This is a genomic window from Halomonas binhaiensis, assembly GCF_008329985.2.
Taxonomy (GTDB): Bacteria; Pseudomonadota; Gammaproteobacteria; order Pseudomonadales; family Halomonadaceae; genus Halomonas; species Halomonas binhaiensis.
Genome location: NZ_CP038437.2, coordinates 2,294,947 through 2,314,803, shown reverse-complemented (window position 1 = coordinate 2,314,803; position 19,857 = coordinate 2,294,947). Strand labels below are relative to the sequence as shown.

17 protein-coding genes are annotated in these 19,857 nt (G+C 56.7%); 12 read left to right on the top strand and 5 right to left on the bottom strand.

Features of this window, described 5'->3' with window-relative positions; genetic code table 11:
- Positions 1–21: 21 nt before the first annotated feature.
- The 4 genes from uvrB to E4T21_RS10155 all read left to right on the top strand — a co-directional run bounded on the left by uvrB (position 22) and on the right by E4T21_RS10155 (position 6,527).
- Positions 22–2,052 (top strand): excinuclease ABC subunit UvrB, encoded by a 2,031-nt coding sequence (gene uvrB / locus E4T21_RS10170; RefSeq protein WP_149287139.1) that lies wholly within the window; start codon positions 22–24, stop codon positions 2,050–2,052.
- Positions 2,053–2,470: 418 nt separating this feature from the next.
- Positions 2,471–3,976 carry a fumarate hydratase gene (locus tag E4T21_RS10165; RefSeq protein WP_149284885.1) on the top strand — a complete coding sequence of 502 codons (1,506 nt, stop codon included), beginning with the start codon at positions 2,471–2,473 and terminating at the stop codon, positions 3,974–3,976.
- A 95-nt stretch (positions 3,977–4,071) separates the two neighbouring features.
- Positions 4,072–5,490, top strand: a complete 1,419-nt coding sequence (cls, locus tag E4T21_RS10160; protein WP_149284884.1) for a cardiolipin synthase — start codon at positions 4,072–4,074, stop codon at positions 5,488–5,490.
- A gap of 119 nt (positions 5,491–5,609) precedes the next feature.
- Positions 5,610–6,527: a LysR substrate-binding domain-containing protein gene (locus tag E4T21_RS10155; protein ID WP_149284883.1), complete on the top strand. Its 918-nt coding sequence runs from the start codon at positions 5,610–5,612 to the stop codon at positions 6,525–6,527.
- A 98-nt stretch (positions 6,528–6,625) separates the two neighbouring features.
- Here the strand turns inward: E4T21_RS10155 and E4T21_RS10150 are convergent, their stop codons facing one another.
- Entirely contained in the window at positions 6,626–7,729 is a 1,104-nt protein-coding gene (locus tag E4T21_RS10150) for a bifunctional nicotinamide-nucleotide adenylyltransferase/Nudix hydroxylase (protein WP_149284882.1), read from the bottom strand.
- 136 nt (positions 7,730–7,865) lie between these two features.
- On the opposite strand from E4T21_RS10150, the gene E4T21_RS10145 reads away from it, so the two are divergent.
- Both E4T21_RS10145 and E4T21_RS10140 read left to right on the top strand, forming a co-directional pair.
- On the top strand, positions 7,866–8,870 hold the full coding sequence (locus E4T21_RS10145; RefSeq protein WP_149284881.1) for a YihY/virulence factor BrkB family protein: 1,005 nt from the start codon (positions 7,866–7,868) through the stop codon (positions 8,868–8,870).
- On the top strand, positions 8,867–9,145 hold the full coding sequence (locus tag E4T21_RS10140) for an acylphosphatase (protein ID WP_149284880.1): 279 nt from the start codon (positions 8,867–8,869) through the stop codon (positions 9,143–9,145). The genes E4T21_RS10145 and E4T21_RS10140 overlap by 4 nt, the downstream gene beginning before the upstream one ends.
- Before the next feature lie 128 nt (positions 9,146–9,273).
- On the opposite strand, the gene E4T21_RS10135 is transcribed toward E4T21_RS10140, so the two are convergent.
- The 3 genes from E4T21_RS10135 to E4T21_RS10125 form a co-directional block, all read right to left on the bottom strand.
- Positions 9,274–10,215, bottom strand: a complete 942-nt coding sequence (locus tag E4T21_RS10135; protein ID WP_149284879.1) for a nucleoside hydrolase — start codon at positions 10,213–10,215, stop codon at positions 9,274–9,276.
- Positions 10,216–10,250: 35 nt separating this feature from the next.
- On the bottom strand, positions 10,251–11,159 hold the full coding sequence (locus tag E4T21_RS10130) for a ribokinase (protein WP_149284878.1): 909 nt from the start codon (positions 11,157–11,159) through the stop codon (positions 10,251–10,253).
- A 324-nt stretch (positions 11,160–11,483) separates the two neighbouring features.
- Positions 11,484–12,431 carry a D-2-hydroxyacid dehydrogenase gene (locus tag E4T21_RS10125; protein ID WP_149284877.1) on the bottom strand — a complete coding sequence of 316 codons (948 nt, stop codon included), beginning with the start codon at positions 12,429–12,431 and terminating at the stop codon, positions 11,484–11,486.
- 374 nt (positions 12,432–12,805) lie between these two features.
- Here E4T21_RS10125 and E4T21_RS10120 point away from each other — a divergent pair, with 374 nt between their 5' ends.
- Positions 12,806–13,063, top strand: coding sequence for an FmdB family zinc ribbon protein (locus tag E4T21_RS10120; RefSeq protein WP_149284876.1), 258 nt, complete (start codon positions 12,806–12,808; stop codon positions 13,061–13,063).
- Positions 13,064–13,161: 98 nt separating this feature from the next.
- Positions 13,162–14,940 (top strand): aspartate--tRNA ligase, encoded by a 1,779-nt coding sequence (aspS, locus tag E4T21_RS10115; protein ID WP_149284875.1) that lies wholly within the window; start codon positions 13,162–13,164, stop codon positions 14,938–14,940.
- Between the two features lie 128 nt (positions 14,941–15,068).
- On the opposite strand, the gene ubiM is transcribed toward aspS, so the two are convergent.
- Positions 15,069–16,307, bottom strand: coding sequence for a 5-demethoxyubiquinol-8 5-hydroxylase UbiM (ubiM, locus tag E4T21_RS10110; RefSeq protein ID WP_149284874.1), 1,239 nt, complete (start codon positions 16,305–16,307; stop codon positions 15,069–15,071).
- A gap of 399 nt (positions 16,308–16,706) precedes the next feature.
- Between ubiM and ruvC the strand changes: the two genes are divergently transcribed.
- The 4 genes from ruvC to tolQ all read left to right on the top strand — a co-directional run bounded on the left by ruvC (position 16,707) and on the right by tolQ (position 19,854).
- Complete coding sequence (ruvC, locus tag E4T21_RS10105) at positions 16,707–17,246, top strand: crossover junction endodeoxyribonuclease RuvC (protein ID WP_149284873.1); 540 nt, start codon at positions 16,707–16,709, stop codon at positions 17,244–17,246.
- 253 nt (positions 17,247–17,499) lie between these two features.
- Complete coding sequence (gene ruvA, locus E4T21_RS10100) at positions 17,500–18,111, top strand: Holliday junction branch migration protein RuvA (protein ID WP_149284872.1); 612 nt, start codon at positions 17,500–17,502, stop codon at positions 18,109–18,111.
- Between the two features lie 4 nt (positions 18,112–18,115).
- On the top strand, positions 18,116–19,144 hold the full coding sequence (gene ruvB, locus E4T21_RS10095; RefSeq protein ID WP_149284871.1) for a Holliday junction branch migration DNA helicase RuvB: 1,029 nt from the start codon (positions 18,116–18,118) through the stop codon (positions 19,142–19,144).
- Positions 19,145–19,176: 32 nt separating this feature from the next.
- Positions 19,177–19,854, top strand: coding sequence for a protein TolQ (tolQ, locus tag E4T21_RS10090; RefSeq protein ID WP_187775145.1), 678 nt, complete (start codon positions 19,177–19,179; stop codon positions 19,852–19,854).
- Positions 19,855–19,857: the final 3 nt, after the last annotated feature.

Genomic DNA, 19,857 nt, shown 5'->3' with positions numbered 1-19,857 from the left:
ATCAATTTCCATGGAGCCATGATGAGCAAGCCGTTTCGCCTCGCTTCCAAGTTCCGTCCTGCCGGTGACCAACCGGCAGCTATCGAGGGGCTGGTCAATGGGCTGGAGGCAGGTCTGGCCCACCAGACCCTGCTCGGTGTTACCGGCTCAGGCAAGACCTTCACCATGGCCAATGTGGTGGAGCGTTTGCAGCGCCCAACCATTGTCATGGCACATAACAAGACATTGGCTGCTCAGCTTTATGGCGAATTCAAGGCATTCTTCCCTGACAATGCGGTGGAGTATTTCGTTTCCTATTACGACTACTACCAGCCCGAGGCTTATGTGGCGTCGTCGGATACCTTCATCGAGAAGGATGCCTCCATCAATGATCATATCGAGCAGATGCGCCTGTCTGCGACCAAGGCATTGCTGGAACGCCGTGATGCACTGATCGTTGTCTCGGTGTCGGCCATTTATGGCCTGGGTGATCCGGACCAGTACCTGAAGATGCGTCTGCACTTCACTCGTGGCGAACTGATCGACCAGCGAGGCTTCCTGCGGCGTCTGGCCGAGTTGCAATACACTCGCAACGATATGGATTTCAAACGCGGCACCTATCGGGTGAGAGGGGATGTCATCGACATTTTCCCGGCAGACTCCGAGGATCAAGCGGTAAGGGTGGAATTGTTCGACGATGAAATCGACACGATCAGCCTGTTCGATCCACTGACCGGTGAAGTGCAGGGCAGGGTGCCTCGCATGACCATCTACCCGAAGAGCCACTATGTGACACCACGGGAGACCATCCTTGGCGCAGTGGATCAGATCAAGGAGGAACTGGTGGAGCGGCTCGCGTTCCTGCGCAAGGAAGATCGACTGGTGGAAGCCCAGCGCCTTGAGCAACGTACGCTCTACGACATCGAGATGATGAATGAGCTGGGTTACTGCAACGGTGTCGAGAATTACTCACGCTACTTGTCCGGGCGTGCTCCCGGCGAACCACCGCCCACCTTCTTTGACTACCTGCCGCCGGATGCTCTGTTGTTCATCGATGAGTCCCATGTCAGCGTACCGCAGGTCGGTGGCATGTATCGTGGTGACCGTTCGCGCAAGGAAACGCTGGTGGAATACGGCTTCCGTCTGCCTTCGGCGCTGGATAACCGTCCGATGACATTCGAGGAATGGGAAGGGATTTGCCCGCAGACCATTTTCGTTTCTGCCACACCGGGGCCCTATGAGGCCGAGCATGCCGGTCAGGTGGTCGAACAGGTCGTGCGTCCTACGGGATTGCTGGATCCAGAAATCGAGGTGCGCCCGGCCTCGACTCAAGTTGATGACCTGCTCTCGGAAATCCACCTGCGCACCGTAGTAGGAGAGCGGGTGTTGGTGACGACCCTGACCAAGCGCATGGCCGAGGACCTTACCGAGTACCTCGACGAGCACGATGTCAAGGTACGCTACCTGCACTCTGATATCGATACGGTGGAGCGGGTGGAAATCATCCGTGACCTGCGCCTGGGCAAGTTCGACGTACTGGTGGGAATCAACCTGCTCAGAGAGGGCCTGGATATTCCTGAAGTTTCCCTGGTGGCCATTCTCGATGCGGACAAGGAAGGTTTCTTGCGTGCGGAACGTTCACTGATCCAGACGATCGGTCGGGCGGCACGTAATGCCAATGGTAAAGCGATTCTATATGGCGATCGCATCACGGATTCCATGCGCAAGGCCATGGACGAGACAGAACGCCGCCGGGCCAAGCAGAAAGCGCATAACGAAGAACACGGCATCACGCCGCGTACAGTGACTCGCTCCGTGGCGGATATTCTCGAGGCGGCTGCTGCCCCTGGCAGTCGCAAGAGCCGTGGGCGCAAGGGGGAGCGCAAGGTTGCCGAGCCAGAGGGCATCTATGATCCGGCATCCCTGTCGCCAGAGGAGCTGCGCAAGGAGATGAGTCGCCTGGAGGATGCCATGCTGCAAGCAGCCCAGAACCTCGAGTTCGAAGAAGCTGCACGCCTGAGGGACCGTCTTCACGAACTCCAGGAACGTCAGCTGGCGCTTGGCGCGATATAACCTGGCTCTTGAGCCTGTCGAAGTATTTGGCGCCGTTGAATAGCAGTAGCCTGTCAATGAAACGGTGCCCTTGCCGAACAGTTTATACCGTTATCTTCTTGTTGCTGAGTATCCCAATGGGCTTCTGAGAACGTTCAGGATGGTGTCGGAGCTGCCGCGATCTGTTTCCTTGAGGTACACTATGGGCCGCTTGTGGGATGTGTCGCTACCAATGCGCATGTCCTAAACCCGCCCACGGTGTGCTGTCCGCAGAGCCATGTGCTTGAGACATGTTTTCCAGGCTGTTTCGAATACATGTGCACGAAGTGCTGGGCTGTGGCGATGCGGTATCGTCCACTGCATCGCCGAAGCCATGGCGTGTTGTCAGTTGCAGGCCGTAAAGAGAAGCGGGTATAACGACCCACCCAAGGAGTCATCCATGACCGTGATTCGCCAGGACGACCTCATCACGAGCGTCGCTGATGCCCTGCAGTACATTTCCTACTATCATCCCAAAGACTTCATCGATGCCATGGCAGCAGCCTATGAGCGGGAGCAGAACCCCGCAGCCAAGGATGCCATTGCCCAGATCCTGATCAATTCTCGCATGTGTGCCACCGGCCACCGTCCGATCTGTCAGGACACAGGTATCGTCACCGTATTCGTCCATGTTGGCATGAACGTGCGCTTCGAGGCCGACATGAGCCTCGACGACATGATCAACGAAGGCGTACGTCGTGCCTACAATTTCCCGGATAATGTCCTGCGAGCTTCCGTACTGGCGGATCCGGACGGCAAGCGTCAGAACACCAAGGACAATACACCTGCGGTAATCCACCACAAGCTGGTGCCGGGCGATACTGTCGAGGTACATGTCGCGGCCAAGGGTGGTGGCAGCGAAGCCAAGTCCAAGTTTGCCATGCTCAATCCTTCCGACTCAGTGGTTGACTGGGTAATGGAACAGTTGCCGAAGATGGGGGCAGGCTGGTGTCCGCCCGGCATGCTGGGTATCGGTATTGGCGGTACTGCTGAGAAGGCCATGGAGCTAGCCAAGGAAGCCTTGCTTGATCCGATCGATATCCAGGACCTGCAAGCGCGTGGCGCCGCTAACCGTTCCGAGGAACTGCGCCTGGAACTGTTCGACAAGGTCAACAAGAGTGGTATCGGTGCCCAGGGTCTGGGTGGCTTGACGACAGTGCTTGATATCAAGGTCAAGGATTATCCCACTCATGCGGCCAACAAGCCGGTGGCGATCATCCCCAACTGCGCAGCGACGCGTCATGCCCACTTCACGCTGGATGGTTCCGGGCCCGCTGCGCTCAAGCCGCCGCGTCTGGAGGACTGGCCGGAAATCACGCGTGAGGCTGGCGCTAATGTCAAGCGCGTCAATCTTGATGAGATCACCCCTGAAGAGGTCAAGACCTGGGCACCGGGTGATACGCTGCTTCTTAATGGCAAGCTGTTGACCGGTCGTGATGCGGCGCATAAGCGCATGGTAGACATGCTCGCCAAGGGTGAAGCATTGCCGGTGGACCTGAAAGGGCGCTTCATCTACTACGTCGGTCCGGTGGATCCTGTTGGTGATGAAGTCGTAGGTCCCGCTGGTCCGACGACGGCAACGCGCATGGACAAGTTTACCCGCACCATGCTGGAACAGACCGGCCTGTTGGGCATGGTCGGCAAGGCCGAGCGTGGATCGGCTGCGATCGAGGCGATCCGCGACAATGAAGCGGTATACTTGATGGCAGTGGGAGGCTCAGCCTACCTGGTGTCTCAGGCAATCAAGGCATCCCGTGTGGTTGGCTTTGAAGATCTGGGCATGGAAGCCATTTACGAGTTTGAAGTGGAAGATATGCCGGTAACGGTGGCTGTGGATTCACAGGGCACTTCCGTGCATCAGACGGGCCCCGCCAAGTGGAAGGAAATCATTGCCCAGACGGCTTGATATTCCGTTACGCTGATACATTAAATGACCCCGCCAACTGGCGGGGTCATCGTTTCTAAGAGTATCCTCTGGGGCTACAAGGAAGGAGGCTACAGATGACGACCTGGCTGCTGGGATTGGCCGTCTTTCTCATTCATACCGCTGGGGCTTTCTCGGCGGTATTGGCGTTGATGTCCAGCCGGACATCGCAGGGGGCCATTGCCTGGATTATTTCGCTAGTGACGTTCCCTTACCTGGCCTTGCCGGCGTATTGGGTATTTGGTCGTCCCCGCTTCTATGGCTATGTCAGTGCCAGAGGCCAGCGTGATACGGTTCTGCGCCAGGTGCTGGAGCGTTATCGGGACCGTTTCGACGCCTATAAGATCCAGACCAATGATGCTGATGTAAGGGCCGTAGAGCAGTTGGCCATGATGCCATTGACCGGTGCCAATCATAGCGAGCTCCTGGTCGATGGCGATGCCACTTTCGATAGCCTTTTTGCCGGTATCAAAGAAGCCCGTTCCTATATTCTGATCCAGTTCTTCATCGTGAGAGACGATTCTCTTGGGCGCCGGCTCAAGTATCAGTTGATTGCCGCTGCACAGCGCCAGGTGCGTATCTACTTCCTGTACGACGAGATTGGTAGCCATCAGTTGCGTGAGGGCTTTCTAAAGGACCTGCGGGCAGCTGGTGTCGAGGTGAGTGCTTTTCACTCATCCAAGGGCGTGAAGCGGCGCTTTCAGCTCAACTTCCGCAATCATCGCAAGATTCTGGTCGTGGACGGTCGCCTCGGTTGGCTTGGTGGCCTGAATGTAGGCATCGAGTATCTTGGTCTCAATCCACGCCATGGGCCTTGGCGCGACACCCACATGAAGCTTGCAGGACCAAGCGTACTGGGGCTGCAGGAAGCTTTCTGGGAAGACTGGCACTGGGCCACGGGCAAGATGCTCAATCTATGCTGGGCGCCACAGGTCTGGCCGGAGGCCAATCGTCGCGTTGTGATCATCCCCTCAGGCCCGGCAGATGGGCGTGAGACGGCAAGTCTGCTGATCCAGCATCTCATTCATAGCGCGCGGAAACGCTTCTGGGTGACCAGTCCGTACTTCGTGCCAGATGAGGGCGTGCAGAGCGCCTTGAAGCTGGCTGCCATGCGCGGAGTGGACGTGCGCATCATGATACCGGAACGGCCAGACCACTTGCTGGTGTTCCTGTCGGCCTTCGCTTTCCTCCCGGATATGGTCAGGTCCGGCGTGCGTATCTATCGTTATCAGCCTGGGTTCCTGCACCAGAAGGTCACGCTGATTGATGATGAGGCTGCCAGTGTCGGTACCGTCAACCTGGATAATCGGTCCTTCCGCTTGAACTTCGAGATCACGGCATTGGTGGTAGATCGTGATTTCGCCAAGGATGTCCAGACGATGCTGGAGGCTGACTTTGCCAACTGCCGCGAAGTCAGCCTCGCAGAGCTACGTTCGCGGTCGTTATGGCGCAAGGTAGTGTCCCGAGGTGCCTATCTTCTGTCTCCCATTCAATGACGTATGGGGGGCAGGTCGCCTTGCTGTAAGTTCTGATACTGATTGTTGTTTGGGACTGCTGCCGCTTTGCGGTAAATTGAGGTCGCCCAAAGATAAGGCGTTGGTAAACAGGAGCGGTGGTGAATCTCGAGACAAAATGGCTGGAAGATTTCGTTGCGCTGTCCAATACGCGTAGTTTTTCCGCCTCGGCACGGCAGCGACACGTGACCCAGCCGGCCTTCAGTCGCCGCATTCGATCACTGGAACAGGCCATTGGCGTTACCTTGGTCGATCGTTCAACCACGCCCATCGACCTGACGCCGCAAGGCCAATTGTTCCTGGTCACGGCGCGTAATATCGTGGAGCAACTCAATGAGTCCCTGGGCCATCTGCGTGGCCTGTCCATGGCCAATGAAGCCCTGGATATCGTGGCAGCCCATTCACTGGCATTAAGCTTCTTTCCGCCGTGGATTTCGCGGTTGCAAAAAGGTCTGGGGGAGTTGCCGACCCGCCTGATTGCCATGAACGTGGGGGAGGCCATTCATGTGCTGCGCGAAGGCAATTGTGACCTGATGCTGGCCTATTATGACCCCTATGCCAGCATGCAGCTGGATGCAGAAGCATTTCCTTCATTTTCCATTGGGCGGGTAAAGATGATTCCGGTGAGCGTGCCGGATGACAATGGCGAGCCACGCTTCGCGCTCAATGACAGCAACTCCATTCCCTATCTGGCTTACACCCAGGGGGCTTTCCTTGGGCGCAGTGTGCGGATGCTGCTGAAGAACGATCCACTACGCATGCGCTTGCGCACTGTCTATGAGACCGCCATGGCCGAGGGGCTCAAGGCCATGGTATTGCAGGGAGTCGGGATGGCCTGGATACCGGATTTCTGCATGCGCCAGGAACTCAATGAAGGGCGCGTGGTGCGTGCGGGAGACGAAGCTTGGGATGTGCCGCTGGAAATCCGCCTTTATCGCTGTTCCCTGGTACACAAGCCTGGCGTAGAGAAACTCTGGCGGCAGATGATGAAGTTGCCCAGGGACTTTCTCGAAGCCTGAGGCTGTCTGTTGAAGCGATAGTCTGTTAAAGCGATAGTCTGTTAAAGCGATAGTCTGTTAAAGCGGTCGTCTATTGAAGAGATGGCCTGTCTGAAAGTTTATCTTCCCGACCAGGTGCCATGATCGGCAGGAAGTCCCAGGAAGTTCTGGATGATGAAGAAGTGGTCTTCGAACAGGTTGTCCGGTTCTAGTTCGGCCAAGGGCACCCAGCGGGCGTGATCGCCCCCTTTCACAGGCTTCAACTTGGGCAACTGCTGGTCTGGACGGAGGGCGAAATAAAAGGCCTCCGCCAGTGTGCGGCCTCGCCAGCTGCGATGGGGCTCATCGAACAGGCGTTGCCCGCGCAGTGATCCCTTCAATACTGGTTCGGGCACCTTCAGGCGAATTCGCTCGCGCAGCTCACGCAAGCAGGCATCCATCAAGCGTTCCTGGGAATTGATGAATCCCCCTGGCAGAGCATAGAGTCCTTTGCCTGGTGCTGAGGTGCGCCTGACCAGCAGGACATGCCCCGATTGCACCACCACCGCGCACACAGTGACGAAGATGGGGGGGTAGGGGGCCTGGGCCCAGGCCGAGCGATACTGGTCCAGTAGTTGCTGCTCTTCGATGAGCTGTTGATAGGGCTGATCAAGCATGAAAGAGCGGATGTCCTTGACGACTCCCGGGGGGAGGTCATGAGTCGCATTGGTGCTCAGGTATTCCACCGCGGAGCCTTTGGAACGGAACAGGCGTTGGCGGATTTCACTTGCGGAAATTGCCTCGACCAGGGGGACGCTGACCGATTCCCACTGAGGAAAGAGGGACAGGTAATAGCTGGACTGGCCACGACTGGCGCCGATCAGTCCGATGCGGGGAAAGCGTGCGTGCGATGGTTGGGCCAGGTCTCGTACTTTGCGTTGAACGTCATGTACCCACACATCATTGTTATACAGTGCATCCAGCAACGGCACGATCTCGAGCCGAGCATTCTCATCATCATCGAAGGCACTGCGCAACATGCTGCGGCGTTCGTCAAAACGCCAAGGATTACGCAGAGAGCGTGCCTGCCAGGCTGAACCGACCAGAACGATCACCTGACGGGCGCGTTTCAGCGCAGCCCGAATGACTGCCAGGTGACCGAGATGAGGCGGCTGAAAGCGTCCGATGAAGACCAGGCAATCGAAGTCGCTGTTCGCTTGGGATGACTCGGAGGATGAGATCATGCACGCTCCAGACTAATGAGTGGAGTCATTATGATGAGGGGAGTGCCCTGGTGCAATGCGCTGATATGACAACAAGTTGCCGGCGCAGCGGCTCGTAATTGGGTATGCTGTGACTATCTAGGTACAGGGGAGCATCATGATAAAGGATTTCGTTGTGTTCTGGTGGAGCGTGTTGCGTGATTCCGTCCAACTATGGCTGGAGCGTAATGCATTCAGTTACGCCGGCTCTCTGGCCTTTTATACGCTATTTTCATTGGCACCTACGGTAATTATTGCCGTAACAGTAATAGGATTTGTGCTTGGTGAAGAAGCGGCGCAGGGGCAGATCTTTGCCCAACTGCAGGGAGCCATGGGAGATGGTGCTGCCTCTGCAATACAGGAAGCGGTCAATCAGTCTCGAATTCAGGAATCAGGGCTGATGCCTACCTTGATGGGGTTTGCTGCTCTGGCGCTAGGAGCAACAACGGTATTCGGACAGATGCAGTTCTCTTTGAACACTATCTGGGGAGTTCGGCCGCGCCCGACGAGCAATAGCATCCTGCGCCTGATCAAGAGCCGTCTGATGTCGCTGACGGTGGTACTGGCCATAGGTTTCATCCTGCTGGTATCGCTGGGATTGGGTATTTTCGTTCGTGCAGCCTTGAAGGCAGCTCATGACATGTTGCCTTTTGTCGGACTGCTGACTCAGGGGGCTGAGTTTCTTGTTTCTCTGGCGGTGGTAGTGGCTTTGTTCGCCACGATATTCAGGGTGTTGCCTGATGTGGTGCTGTCCTGGAGAGACGTCATTGTTGGCGCTGTGGTGACAGCCTTGCTGTTTTCTCTGGGGCGTTCTGTCATCGCCATGTACCTTGCCTATACTGCGACAGCATCCACATACGGTGCCGCAGGCTCGGTGGTGATGGTTCTGCTGTGGGTCTACTATTCATCACTGATACTTCTGTTTGGTGCCGCCTTTACCAAGTGCCACTTGGTTGCCCGACACAAACCGCTGATTCCTCGCAACAGTGCGGTTCTGATCAAGCAGGAATTGTTCGACCAGGAGAGTGTCAGGGCGCAGCTTTCCGAAGATGAGCGGCAGCGCTATGACAAGGAAAGGCAGGAAAAAGAGCACGATGTTGCGGTAGAGGAAGGGCGGGAATGAGTGCGACGTATTGCGTAAGAGCTCTGGTCGCTGGCAGGGTACAGGGTGTTTACTATCGGGCATCTACCCAACGCCAGGCATTGGCTGTCGGGCTTACTGGTCACGCCGTCAATCTCGTCGATGGGCGTGTCGAGGTCCTGCTCTGTGGCGATAGCGAGGCGGTTGATACTGTTCTGCGCTGGTTATGGAAGGGACCGCAAGGGGCTCAGGTGACGCATGTTGAAACGGAAGTGGTGCAGCCGACGCCTCTGCCCCGTCATTTCCATACGGGGTAACTTTCTCATGCGGGTTAACTTTCTTTGGTAGCCGCCTAGAAAACACGAAGCAGGGAATACATGGCGTCATGTATTCCCTGCTTTGACTTTGATCCTTTCGAATCTGTGCTTTCCGGGCCGGCTTTACATCACGACAACGTATCAGTGATCCAGTTGCTGACAGCCTGTCCGTCGACCCCAAGGCATACATCCACCTCCGGTGTCTGTGACCAGCGATCCTGGATAAAGGCGCGGCCCTTGGGTGCAAACAGGGTCTGACCTTCGGCACTGCCTTCTGTCACCACATTGAGATGACCGCGTTGTGTCTCGAACAGGTCTGGACGCACCAGCCATGCCAGGGCAACGCTATCGTGCGGGCAGCAGCCATCAATACCCAGTGCCTGGCGATAGAAATTCCGATAGAACGCATAGCTACCGGCCAGCACTTTCCCGAGCTCGCCCTGGGCCGTCTCGATGCGTTCCATGTGCTGCGGAGTCAGCACGCAGCGATGGGTCACATCCAGGCCTACCAGCGTCAGGGGCCATTCTGCCGTCAGCACTTTTTGTGCAGCATGGGCATCGTTGAAGATATTGGCTTCTGCTACCGGGGTGACATTGCCGCCTTCACGAATAGAACCGCCCATGATCACGACCTGTTTGACCTTGGTGACGATGCTCGGATCGATCTGCAACGCGGCAGCCAGGTTACCTAAGGGGCCCACCGCAACCAGGCTGACATCTCCCGGGCGCTGGTTGACGGTATCGACGATGAACTGGGCCGCGTTACGTGGATCTGCTTGTCCTGCAACGGGAGGCAAATCGATATTGCCCAGCCCATTATCACCATGAATATGCTTTGGTGCTGGGTGACGAGGCTTGACCATCGGACAGGCTGCGCCCTGGGCGACAGGTACCGGCTTGCCGGCCAGCTCGCCCAGCAACAGGGCATTGTGAGTGGCGGTTTCCACGTCCACGTTGCCAAAGGTGGTGGTCATTCCGAGCAATTCTATCTCAGGGTGACGCAAGGCGATGGCAATCGCCTGGGCATCATCCACGCCTGGATCTGTGTCGAAGATAATCGGATAGGTCACGGAAACTCCTTCAGAGGTCTCAAGATTCAAGCGTCTCAAGCATCGAATCGGTCTGCATTGAGTGCATCATCGACTTCAGCACGAAATGGAATGCTGTCGGCAGCGCCAGAGCGTTGCACGCCGAGAGCCGCTGCTGTGGCAGCCAATGCCAGGCATGCGGGAATATCGGCTTCTTCTTGCATGGCTGCAAGGTAATAGCCAATGAAGGTGTCGCCAGCCGCCGTTGTATCAACGGCCTTGACGGGAAGGGCAGGCTGGAAGTGACGCTGTCCATCATGTTGGTACCAAGCGCCTTCTCCTCCCAAGGTTAGTACCAGCTGACAGCCAGGCAACTGAACGTCCAGGGCATCAAGTAATTGCTGCGCAGAGACATCCTCAGCGACACCGGCCAACCAGGCAGCTTCGCCCTTGTTGACGAACAACAGGTCGCAATATTGAAGTGGCAATTCACGGACAGCATCGCTCATGGGAGCGGGGTTGAACGCGATCTTGAGACCAGCTTCATGCGCTAGCTCAATGGCATCTGCCAGCCCACTGCATTCATTCTGCAACAGTAGCCAGTCGCCTGACGCAGTGTCGGCGATCAATTTGTTCAGGTCATTCCTGCCATAGATGTGATTGGCGCCAGGGAACAGGAGGATGCTGTTCTCAGCCTGGTCATCTACCTGGATAATGGCATGACCTGAGGGGCCATCGATTTCATTGACATGGCCAACCTTGACGCCAGCATCGGCAAGCAAATCGCGAGCCCACCGGTCCCGGACATTGAGGTTTCCCCAATGTGTGACTTGTCCGCCAGCACGGGCGAGAGCCAAGGACTGGTTGGCACCTTTACCGCCAAGCCCGACGCTGTGTGCATGACTGGCCAGGGTTTCACCAGGTCGTACCAGGTGAGGGACGCGATAGACATGATCGATATTGATCGATCCGTAGTTGTACAACATAGATATTCCAATCCGTTACCCAGGCAGGGCTCAGGGAAGCTCGACTGATGAATTCAGTGCTTCCTCAATGCATCGTTCCAGCGCGAAAGTATCGGAGGTGTCTGCACCAGGTGCAAGGCGTTGATCTCAATTCAACGGGTTAAATAGATTTATACCGTTATCTTCTTTTGCGCTAGAATTTCCTGACACATTGCCACATTCAAATTGTCATCAGGATGCGATAGGGGATGAGTCCTCTAATAAAAGTCACCATCCCTCTCTAAGCATCACATTATTCCGGTGACTCCCTTAAATCGTCGATGAAAATGCTCAAGCGGACGGTCTTCATGCCGTCTCTCTTTGGGCTTGATCCAGATTTTGTGCAGTCAAGTGCACAATATTCTGACGTGCTTCTGGAGTAATCCAGGCATTATGCGGCGTCACCAACAGATTGAGGGTAGGGGATTCGGAAAGGGCACTGATCAAAGCGTGACCATCCCGAGGAGGTTCCTGCGGCAGTACATCCACGGCCAACCCTCCCAGTTTTCCCTGGCGCAGAGCTTCCAGGGCGGCTTGCTCATCAATCACACTCCCGCGGGCACAGTTGATCAGCAATGCGCCGTCCTTGAAGCGCTGGAGGACATCGGCGCTGATGAGATGACGTGTCTGCTCGGTCAAAGGGCAGTGCAGACTGACCACATCGGCAGTGGGTAATACTTCGTGTAGGGCTGAGCGCGAGTCATTGCTCTCATTGCCCGGGCGCGCAGCGAAAGTGACGCGCATGCCGAAAGCTTCGGCCAACTGGGCCACCTTGGCTCCCAGGGTTCCTTGTCCCACCACTACCAGGTGCTTGCCCTCCAGTTGGAGGGTGGTGTGATCCATCAGGCAGAAGAAGGGGCTTTTTCCCCATAGCCCTTCGCTTACGTCACGCTGATAGAGCGGCAGGCGATTGGCCAGGGCCAGCATGAGCATCAGCGTATGCTGGGCAACGCTTGCCGTGCCATAGGCATTGACGTTGTCGACACGAATCCCCAATTTGTCGGCACACGTCATGTCGATGTTGTTGGTGCCGGTCGCAAGTACGCAGATATGCCGCAATGAAGGCAGTGATGTCAGGGTTTCAGCGTCCAGAACGACCTTATTGACCAGCACGACATCTGCATCTGCCAGCCGCTCCCTGGCTTGCTGGGTGGTGCTGGTGGGATAGACCTCCAATGTATCGACTCGCTGGCGAATGGGAGACAGGTCAATATCTGGGCCGAGACTATCGGCGTCGAGCAGGACGGCTTTCATCGTGACTCCTGGTTGTTCTGTGGTGACAGTTGTTCTGTGGTGATAGTCGAGTTATCTGTTGCCTATCGATGATCGTTCGATACAGCGTAATGGAATGATGCAGCAGGGCTGGGACTTGCAGTGCTCCAGAGGCTATACTATGGCCTTTTCATTCGTGGCCGGGCATTCAACCTTGGAAGCGCAGCGGTCTTGCAATCCTTGGAACCTGGCCATATATCGCACCTCAGCAGGTACAATCCTTGATAAACAGAGCCTTGGTAGACACATGACCTTGATAAGGTCAGCGGCTCAGGTCTGGATTGTCTTGCCCTAGAAAATCCCGGTGTGATGGCATCGCTGCCACCGGCTTCGATGCAATTGGAGAATTGATTACCATGCCCATCTACGAATATCAGTGCAAGGCTTGTGGCCATCGTCTGGAAAAACTGCAGAAAATCAGTGCCGATCCGCTGACTGATTGCCCATCCTGCGAAGCGCCGGAACTTAATCGTCTGGTCTCTGCGGCAGGCTTTCGTCTGGCAGGTGGTGGCTGGTACGAAACCGACTTCAAGACAGGTGGTAGCAAGAAGAACCTCGCTGGTGATTCTAGCTCTTCCAATAGTTCTTCCTCAGGCGGCGATGCCGCAGCCTGATGTGCTATTGAGGAAGTGCTAAATAAATCGTCGCGCAGACATTTATTCAGTGCCTCCTTAGCGCCTTTTTTTCTTCACGCAACAAGACAGGATCCAACATGCGCAGCCATTATTGCGGCCAGCTCAACGAAACTCTGGTGGACCAGACGGTCACCCTGTGCGGCTGGGTTCATCGCCGCCGTGACCACGGTGGGGTGATCTTCCTCGACCTTCGCGATCGTGATGGTGTCGCTCAGGTTGTGGTTGACCCCGATACCGCCGAGGCTTTCGCTAATGCCGACCGCGCCCGCAGCGAGTACGTGCTGCGCATTCAGGGCCGCGTTCGCCTGCGTCCCGAGGGCACCCAGAACCCGAACATGCCGACTGGCTTGATTGAAGTTCTGGCCAAGGAAGTCGTGGTGCTCAACAGCGCAGCGACGCCTCCGTTCCAGCTCGACGAGCATGGCAAGGTGGGTGAGGAAACTCGCCTCAAGCATCGTTATATCGACCTGCGTCGTCCAGAGATGATCGAGAAGCTGCGTCTGCGTTCACGCATCTCTCACAGTGTGCGTGCCTTCCTTGAAGGCGAGGGCTTCCTGGATATCGAGACGCCTGTATTGACTCGCGCGACCCCGGAAGGTGCCCGCGACTATCTGGTACCAAGCCGTACTCATGCTGGCAGCTTCTTCGCTTTGCCTCAGTCTCCGCAGCTGTTCAAGCAACTGCTGATGGTGGCGGGTTTCGATCGTTACTATCAGATCGCCAAGTGCTTCCGCGACGAAGACCTGCGTGCCGACCGTCAGCCTGAGTTCACTCAGATCGACCTTGAGGCTTCCTTTGTAGAGGAAGCCGATATCATGGCGATCACCGAAGCCATGATCTGCAGCCTGTTCAGCGACGTGCTGAATGTGGATCTGGGAGAGTTCCCGAGCATGACCTGGCACGAGGCCATGCAGCGCTTCGGCTCGGACAAGCCGGATCTGCGTATTCCGCTGGAACTGGTCGATGTCGACGACTTGATGAAGGATGTCGATTTCAAGGTGTTTTCCGGTCCAGCCAATGCAGAAGACGGACGCGTTGCTGCGCTCAAGGTCAGCGGAGGCGCCAAGCTCTCACGCAAGGAAATCGATGAATACACCAAGTTCGTCGGAATCTATGGTGCCCGTGGTCTGGCCTGGATCAAGGTCAACGAACGTGCCAAGGGCATCGAAGGGCTGCAGTCACCCATCGTCAAGTTCATGGAAGACGTCATCGAGACGCTGCTGGACCGTGTCGGTGCCCAGGATGGAGACATCGTCTTCTTCGGTGCTGACAAGGCGCGCATCGTCAATGAGGCGCTGGGCGCACTGCGCGTCAAGCTGGGTGAAGACCTGAACCTCTATACCTGCGAGTGGGCGCCTCTCTGGGTGGTGGACTTCCCGATGTTCGAGGCGGATGACAATGGCCGCTTGAGCCCATTGCATCACCCGTTCACTTCGCCTGCCTGCAGCCCGGAAGAGCTCAAGGCTAACCCGGCCGAAGCGCTGTCTCGTGCCTACGACATGGTGCTCAATGGTACCGAGCTGGGTGGCGGTTCCATCCGTATTCATGATCAAGCCATGCAGAAGGTCGTATTCGAGATTCTTGGCATTGGTGATGAAGAGGCCAACGAGAAATTTGGCTTCCTGCTGGATGCTTTGCAATACGGTGCGCCTCCCCATGGTGGCCTGGCCTTTGGCCTCGACCGTCTGGTCATGCTGATGACTGGAGCCAAGACCATCCGTGAAGTGATTGCCTTCCCGAAGACACAAAGTGCTGCCTGTCTGATGACCGAAGCGCCTGGTGAAGTGAGTCCCGAGCAGCTCAAGGAACTCAATATCCGCCTGCGTCAGAAAGCCAAGGCCGAAGACAGCGAATAAGGCCTCTGTGAAGGAGCGGTGTGTTTCCCGCTCCTTCCTGTCCTGGTTCCGGCTGAAAGTCACATCCAGGCACAGTCGCTTGTTACAAGCAGCCTCGCCCAGAGCGAGGCTGCTTTTTTATTGCCCGGTCATGATGTCTGGTTCATGAAAGGGAGGCGGGGTAGAGCAGGAAGTGGAGGCAGGTCGGTCAGGCCTGGCATTAATGCTTCCCCCTGTAGGTGTCTACTGATGAGGGCACGAGCGGGCTCCATGCGTTCGCCGAGTTGCAATCCAAGATGACGCAGTAGGCGAGCAGGCCGACGTTCGTCAGTGTAGAGACTGACAATCGCCTGCGTTGCAAGATACAACGGACGCGTTGCCAGGCGGTGCTCGCGTTCATAGGCAGACAACAGGCGTGGTGCGGCGATGTCCTGGCCACGCTGAAATGCCTTGATCACACGACGAGCAAGACGATGCGTGCTGTGCACACCAAAATTGAAGCCATGGGCAGTCACGGGGTGCATGCCCACCGCGGCATCACCGACCAGAGCAAATCGCTGGGCATGGAAGCGTTCGGCATAAGTGCTGATCAAAGGGTATGCATAAGCTTGATCGATCAAACTCATGCGGCCGAGACGTCCGCCATAGCGTTGAGTCAACTGGGCGCTGAAGGCCTCGCTATCCAGTGCCATCAATGCCTCCATCTGCTGATGAGGCAAGGTCACGACGGCAGATGAAAGGTGAGGGGAGATAGGCAGCAGGGCCAATGTCTGGCCGTAGTCGAACCACTCCCAGGCGGACTGGTCATGGGCATGCTCATGACTGACTCGACAGACCATCATCGAGCGGCCATTGTCGCGCATTTCAGCCGCGATCCCCATTTGCCGACGCGATGTCGAGAAGCGGCTATCTGCGGCCACAGCCAGACGCGCGTGCAGGCGCTCCCCATTATCGAGATCCAGAGTGGCGCAGTGAGCGCTGCTGGCTATCGAGGCAAGGCCCGCATGATGCCATTTGATATTGTCCCATGTCGCTGCTGCTTCATGGGCGGCATGGCGAATGGCATGATTGGGCACCATGAATCCCAATGGTTGCTCGTCCGAAGATGGATCACCAAAGCCCATGAACCAGGTCGACTGACCATTGAAGACACGTGCTTGGCGCAGTGGAGAGATATCGCTACTGTTCAGGTGTTGCCAGATGTTCATGTCACAGAGCAGGCGGCGCGAAGCGTGGGTCAAGGCGATCTCGCGACCGTCAGGGGCAGGCTGGGCCAGCTCCGAGCGTGGTTGTCGCTCGATCAGAGAAACTTTCATTCCCGAAGCGGCAAGTGTGCTGGCCAGGCAGAGCCCGACCGGGCCAGCGCCGATGATGGCTACATCCCTCACGTTTTATCCTCCTGCGGGCCATGCTTGTCATGGGTGGTTGAGGTGGTATTTCACGCTGATGGCAGATGCTAATACATGAAGAGCATGTTATCTGCATCACATATCGACTGGCTTGATCCATGCCCTGATCTTGATCAATATCCGGCACAGCCCGGGTTCTCCATCGAGCTTTGTCTTGCTGATTTTGTTATTCCTGTCTGCATCGGGCGACATGCATGGCAACATCTTGGAAGATCAGGGAAATGCCAAGAATTCATTGCTCCTCTGATTGGCGCCTGGATCTCAATGATGTACAAGACGTTTTTTCTCCAACGCGATAGAGTGGTCTGGCTTATATAGAGAGAGGAAGCCTGCCATGGCGACAGGGATTTGCAGGACATACGACAACAGGGGCAATCAGTGCTGATTCTAGGAATCGATCCTGGTTCGCGTATTACCGGTTACGGCGTAGTGGATGCTGGTGAGCGCACTCCGCGCTACGTGGCGAGTGGTTGCATTCGGCTCAAGGATGATGACCTGGCCCAGCGCTTGGCTCAGATCTATGCCGGAATCAGCGAGTTGATTGCGGTACATCGCCCAGATGCACTGGCCATCGAAAAAGTGTTCATGTCGAAGAATGCAGATTCTGCATTGAAGCTTGGCCAGGCACGCGGAGTGGCCATTGTCTGTGCAGCCAACCATGGTCTATCGGTCAGCGAGTATGCGGCACGTCAGATCAAGCAGGCTGTCACGGGTAGCGGAGCCGCGGAAAAGCCCCAGGTGCAGCATATGGTGACTGCGGCACTAGGCCTTTCCGGGACTCCGCAGGCAGATGCCGCCGATGCGCTGGCCATTGCCCTGACCCACATCTATGCTTCTCGCGGACTTGTCAAGGAAGGCAGTTATGGTGGAAGACAGAAGCGCTCCAGATCGACGTCCTGGCGCCATTTTCGGCCTTGAGCGGCAAAGCGGCATGATGCGGATCTCCGCCAGGCAATGGATGTCGCCTGGGGCCGACATCAAGAGTTGTCGAACGGTGTTTGATTCATCTGGCATACACCCTAACCCATCAGTATAGTGGGGAGCCAAAGAGGGTATGTATGTCTATACACCCGAAGCACACAGCACCAGAAGTACGCAGATCAGATCATCGAGAAGCATTGCATGTTCAGTGCATTCTTAAAACACGCAGGATCAAGGAAACCATCGCGCCATGATCGGACGCATCACGGGCACATTGCTGGAAACTCACCCCCCGGGGCTGGTCGTCGATGTGGGTGGCGTCGGCTACGAGCTGGAAGCCTCCATGACGACGCTGGTGGCATTGCCTGGTGTAGGGGAAAAAGTGTCTCTCTACACTCATCTGACCATTCGCGATGATGCGCATCTGTTGTTCGGCTTTGCCAGGGAACAGGAAAGGGCGCTGTTTCGTGCTCTGATCAAGGTCAATGGCATTGGTCCCAAGCTGGCCCTGGCGATCCTGTCTGGCATGGATGAAAACGCCTTTGTACGCTGCGTGATGGAAGATGACGTCAAATCACTGACCCGTCTTCCGGGGGTTGGCAAGAAGACCGCCGAGCGCCTGATCATCGAAATGCGTGACCGTTTTCCGCATTGGCAGCATCCCGACAGCCTGCCGCTTGATGGTGGCAGCTTGCCCAATGCCTCGCGCCCGGCCCAGGATCCTCTGGCCGACGCCGAAGCCGCATTGGTCAGCCTGGGGTACAAGCCGGCTGAAGCCAGTCGCATGCTTTCCGGCCTGGAAGGCGAAGGAAGTACGGAAGCCATGATCAAGGCGGCCTTGGCTCGCCGCATGGCAGGATGATGCCATGATAGAGAACGATCGTCTGATCGCAGCCAGTGCTCAAGAGAGCGATATTCGGGTTGACCATGCTATCCGCCCGAAACGTCTGGCTGACTATATCGGCCAGCCCCGGGTGCGTGAGCAACTGGAAATCTTTATCCATGCGGCTCGAGCGCGGGACGAGAGTCTTGACCATACCCTGGTGTTTGGCCCCCCGGGACTGGGCAAGACGACGCTGGCCAACATCATCGCCGCGGAGATGGGTGTCAATCTGACATCGACTTCCGGGCCGGTGCTGGAGCGTGCTGGCGACCTTGCCGCCATGCTCACCAATCTCAAGTCGGGCGATGTGTTGTTCATCGATGAAATTCATCGCCTGTCGCCGGTGGTGGAAGAAATTCTCTATCCCGCCATGGAAGATTTTCAGCTGGATATCGTCATCGGCGAAGGACCGGCTGCACGCTCCATCAAGCTTGATCTACCACCTTTTACTCTGGTGGGCGCTACCACCCGAGCAGGACGTCTGACATCCCCTCTGCGCGATCGCTTCGGCATCGTCCAGCGTCTGGAGTTCTATGCCATCGATGAACTGACGGAAATCGTCAGTCGTTCGGCGAGATTGCTGGGAGTAGAGACGGATGAAGCGGGTGCCCGGGAAGTGGCACGCCGTTCGCGAGGGACTCCGCGTATCGCCAATCGCCTGCTGCGTCGGGTGAGGGACTTCGCTGAGGTGCGCGCAGAGGGGCAGATCACTGCTGAAGTTGCCGATCAGGCCTTGAACATGCTGCACGTGGATCATCATGGTCTCGACCATATGGATCGTCGTCTGCTGCTGGCCATGATCGAGAAATTCGATGGCGGCCCCGTAGGGGTCGATTCGCTGTCCGCTGCCATTAGTGAAGAGCGGGACACCATCGAAGATGTCATTGAACCTTACCTGATTCAACAGGGCCTGATGATGCGAACCGCCCGTGGTCGGGTGGTCACTCGCCAGGCCTGGCACCATTTTGGAATCGCTCCCAATGAACGGGCGATCGACACTGACTCTGACTGACCCGAGACACGAGGTTTGCCGTGAACGACTCCATGTCCATCCCACATTTGATCATGAATGCCAGCGGTGTCGTCCAGCTGGTCATGCTGCTATTGCTGGTCGCTTCCATCCTGTCCTGGGTGGTGGTGTTCCAGCGTACCTTCGTCATGCGCAAGGCCAAGCGTGCCTATCGTACCTTCGAAGACCAATTCTGGTCCGGCGTCGACCTCAATGAGCTGTATCGTGAAATTCCTTCCGAGCAGGAAAGCGAAGGGGCTGAACACATCTTCCGTTCCGGCTTTCGGGAGTTCAATCGCCTGATGCCTAAGACCCGCAGTGCCCAAGCCATTCTCGAGGGTGTCCAGCGTAGCATGCGTGTGGCCTGGTCCCGCGAGGAGGAACGCCTCAACCTGCACCTGGTTTTCCTTGCCACCGTGGCTTCTGCCAGCCCCTACATCGGCCTGTTCGGAACCGTGTGGGGCATCATGGGCTCCTTCCAGTCCTTGTCCATGGCGCAGCAGGCCACGCTGGCCACCGTCGCCCCGTGGATTGCTGAAGCTCTGGTCGCCACGGCCATGGGTCTGTTTGCCGCTATCCCGGCGGTCATCTTCTACAACCGGCTGTCTGCCGAGTCTTCCCGCTTGCTTGGCAAGTATGAAGACTTCGCCGAGGAGTTCCATTCCATCCTGCACCGCAATCTGCAGGGCAGATCCGACTCCAGCGCCGCCTAAAGG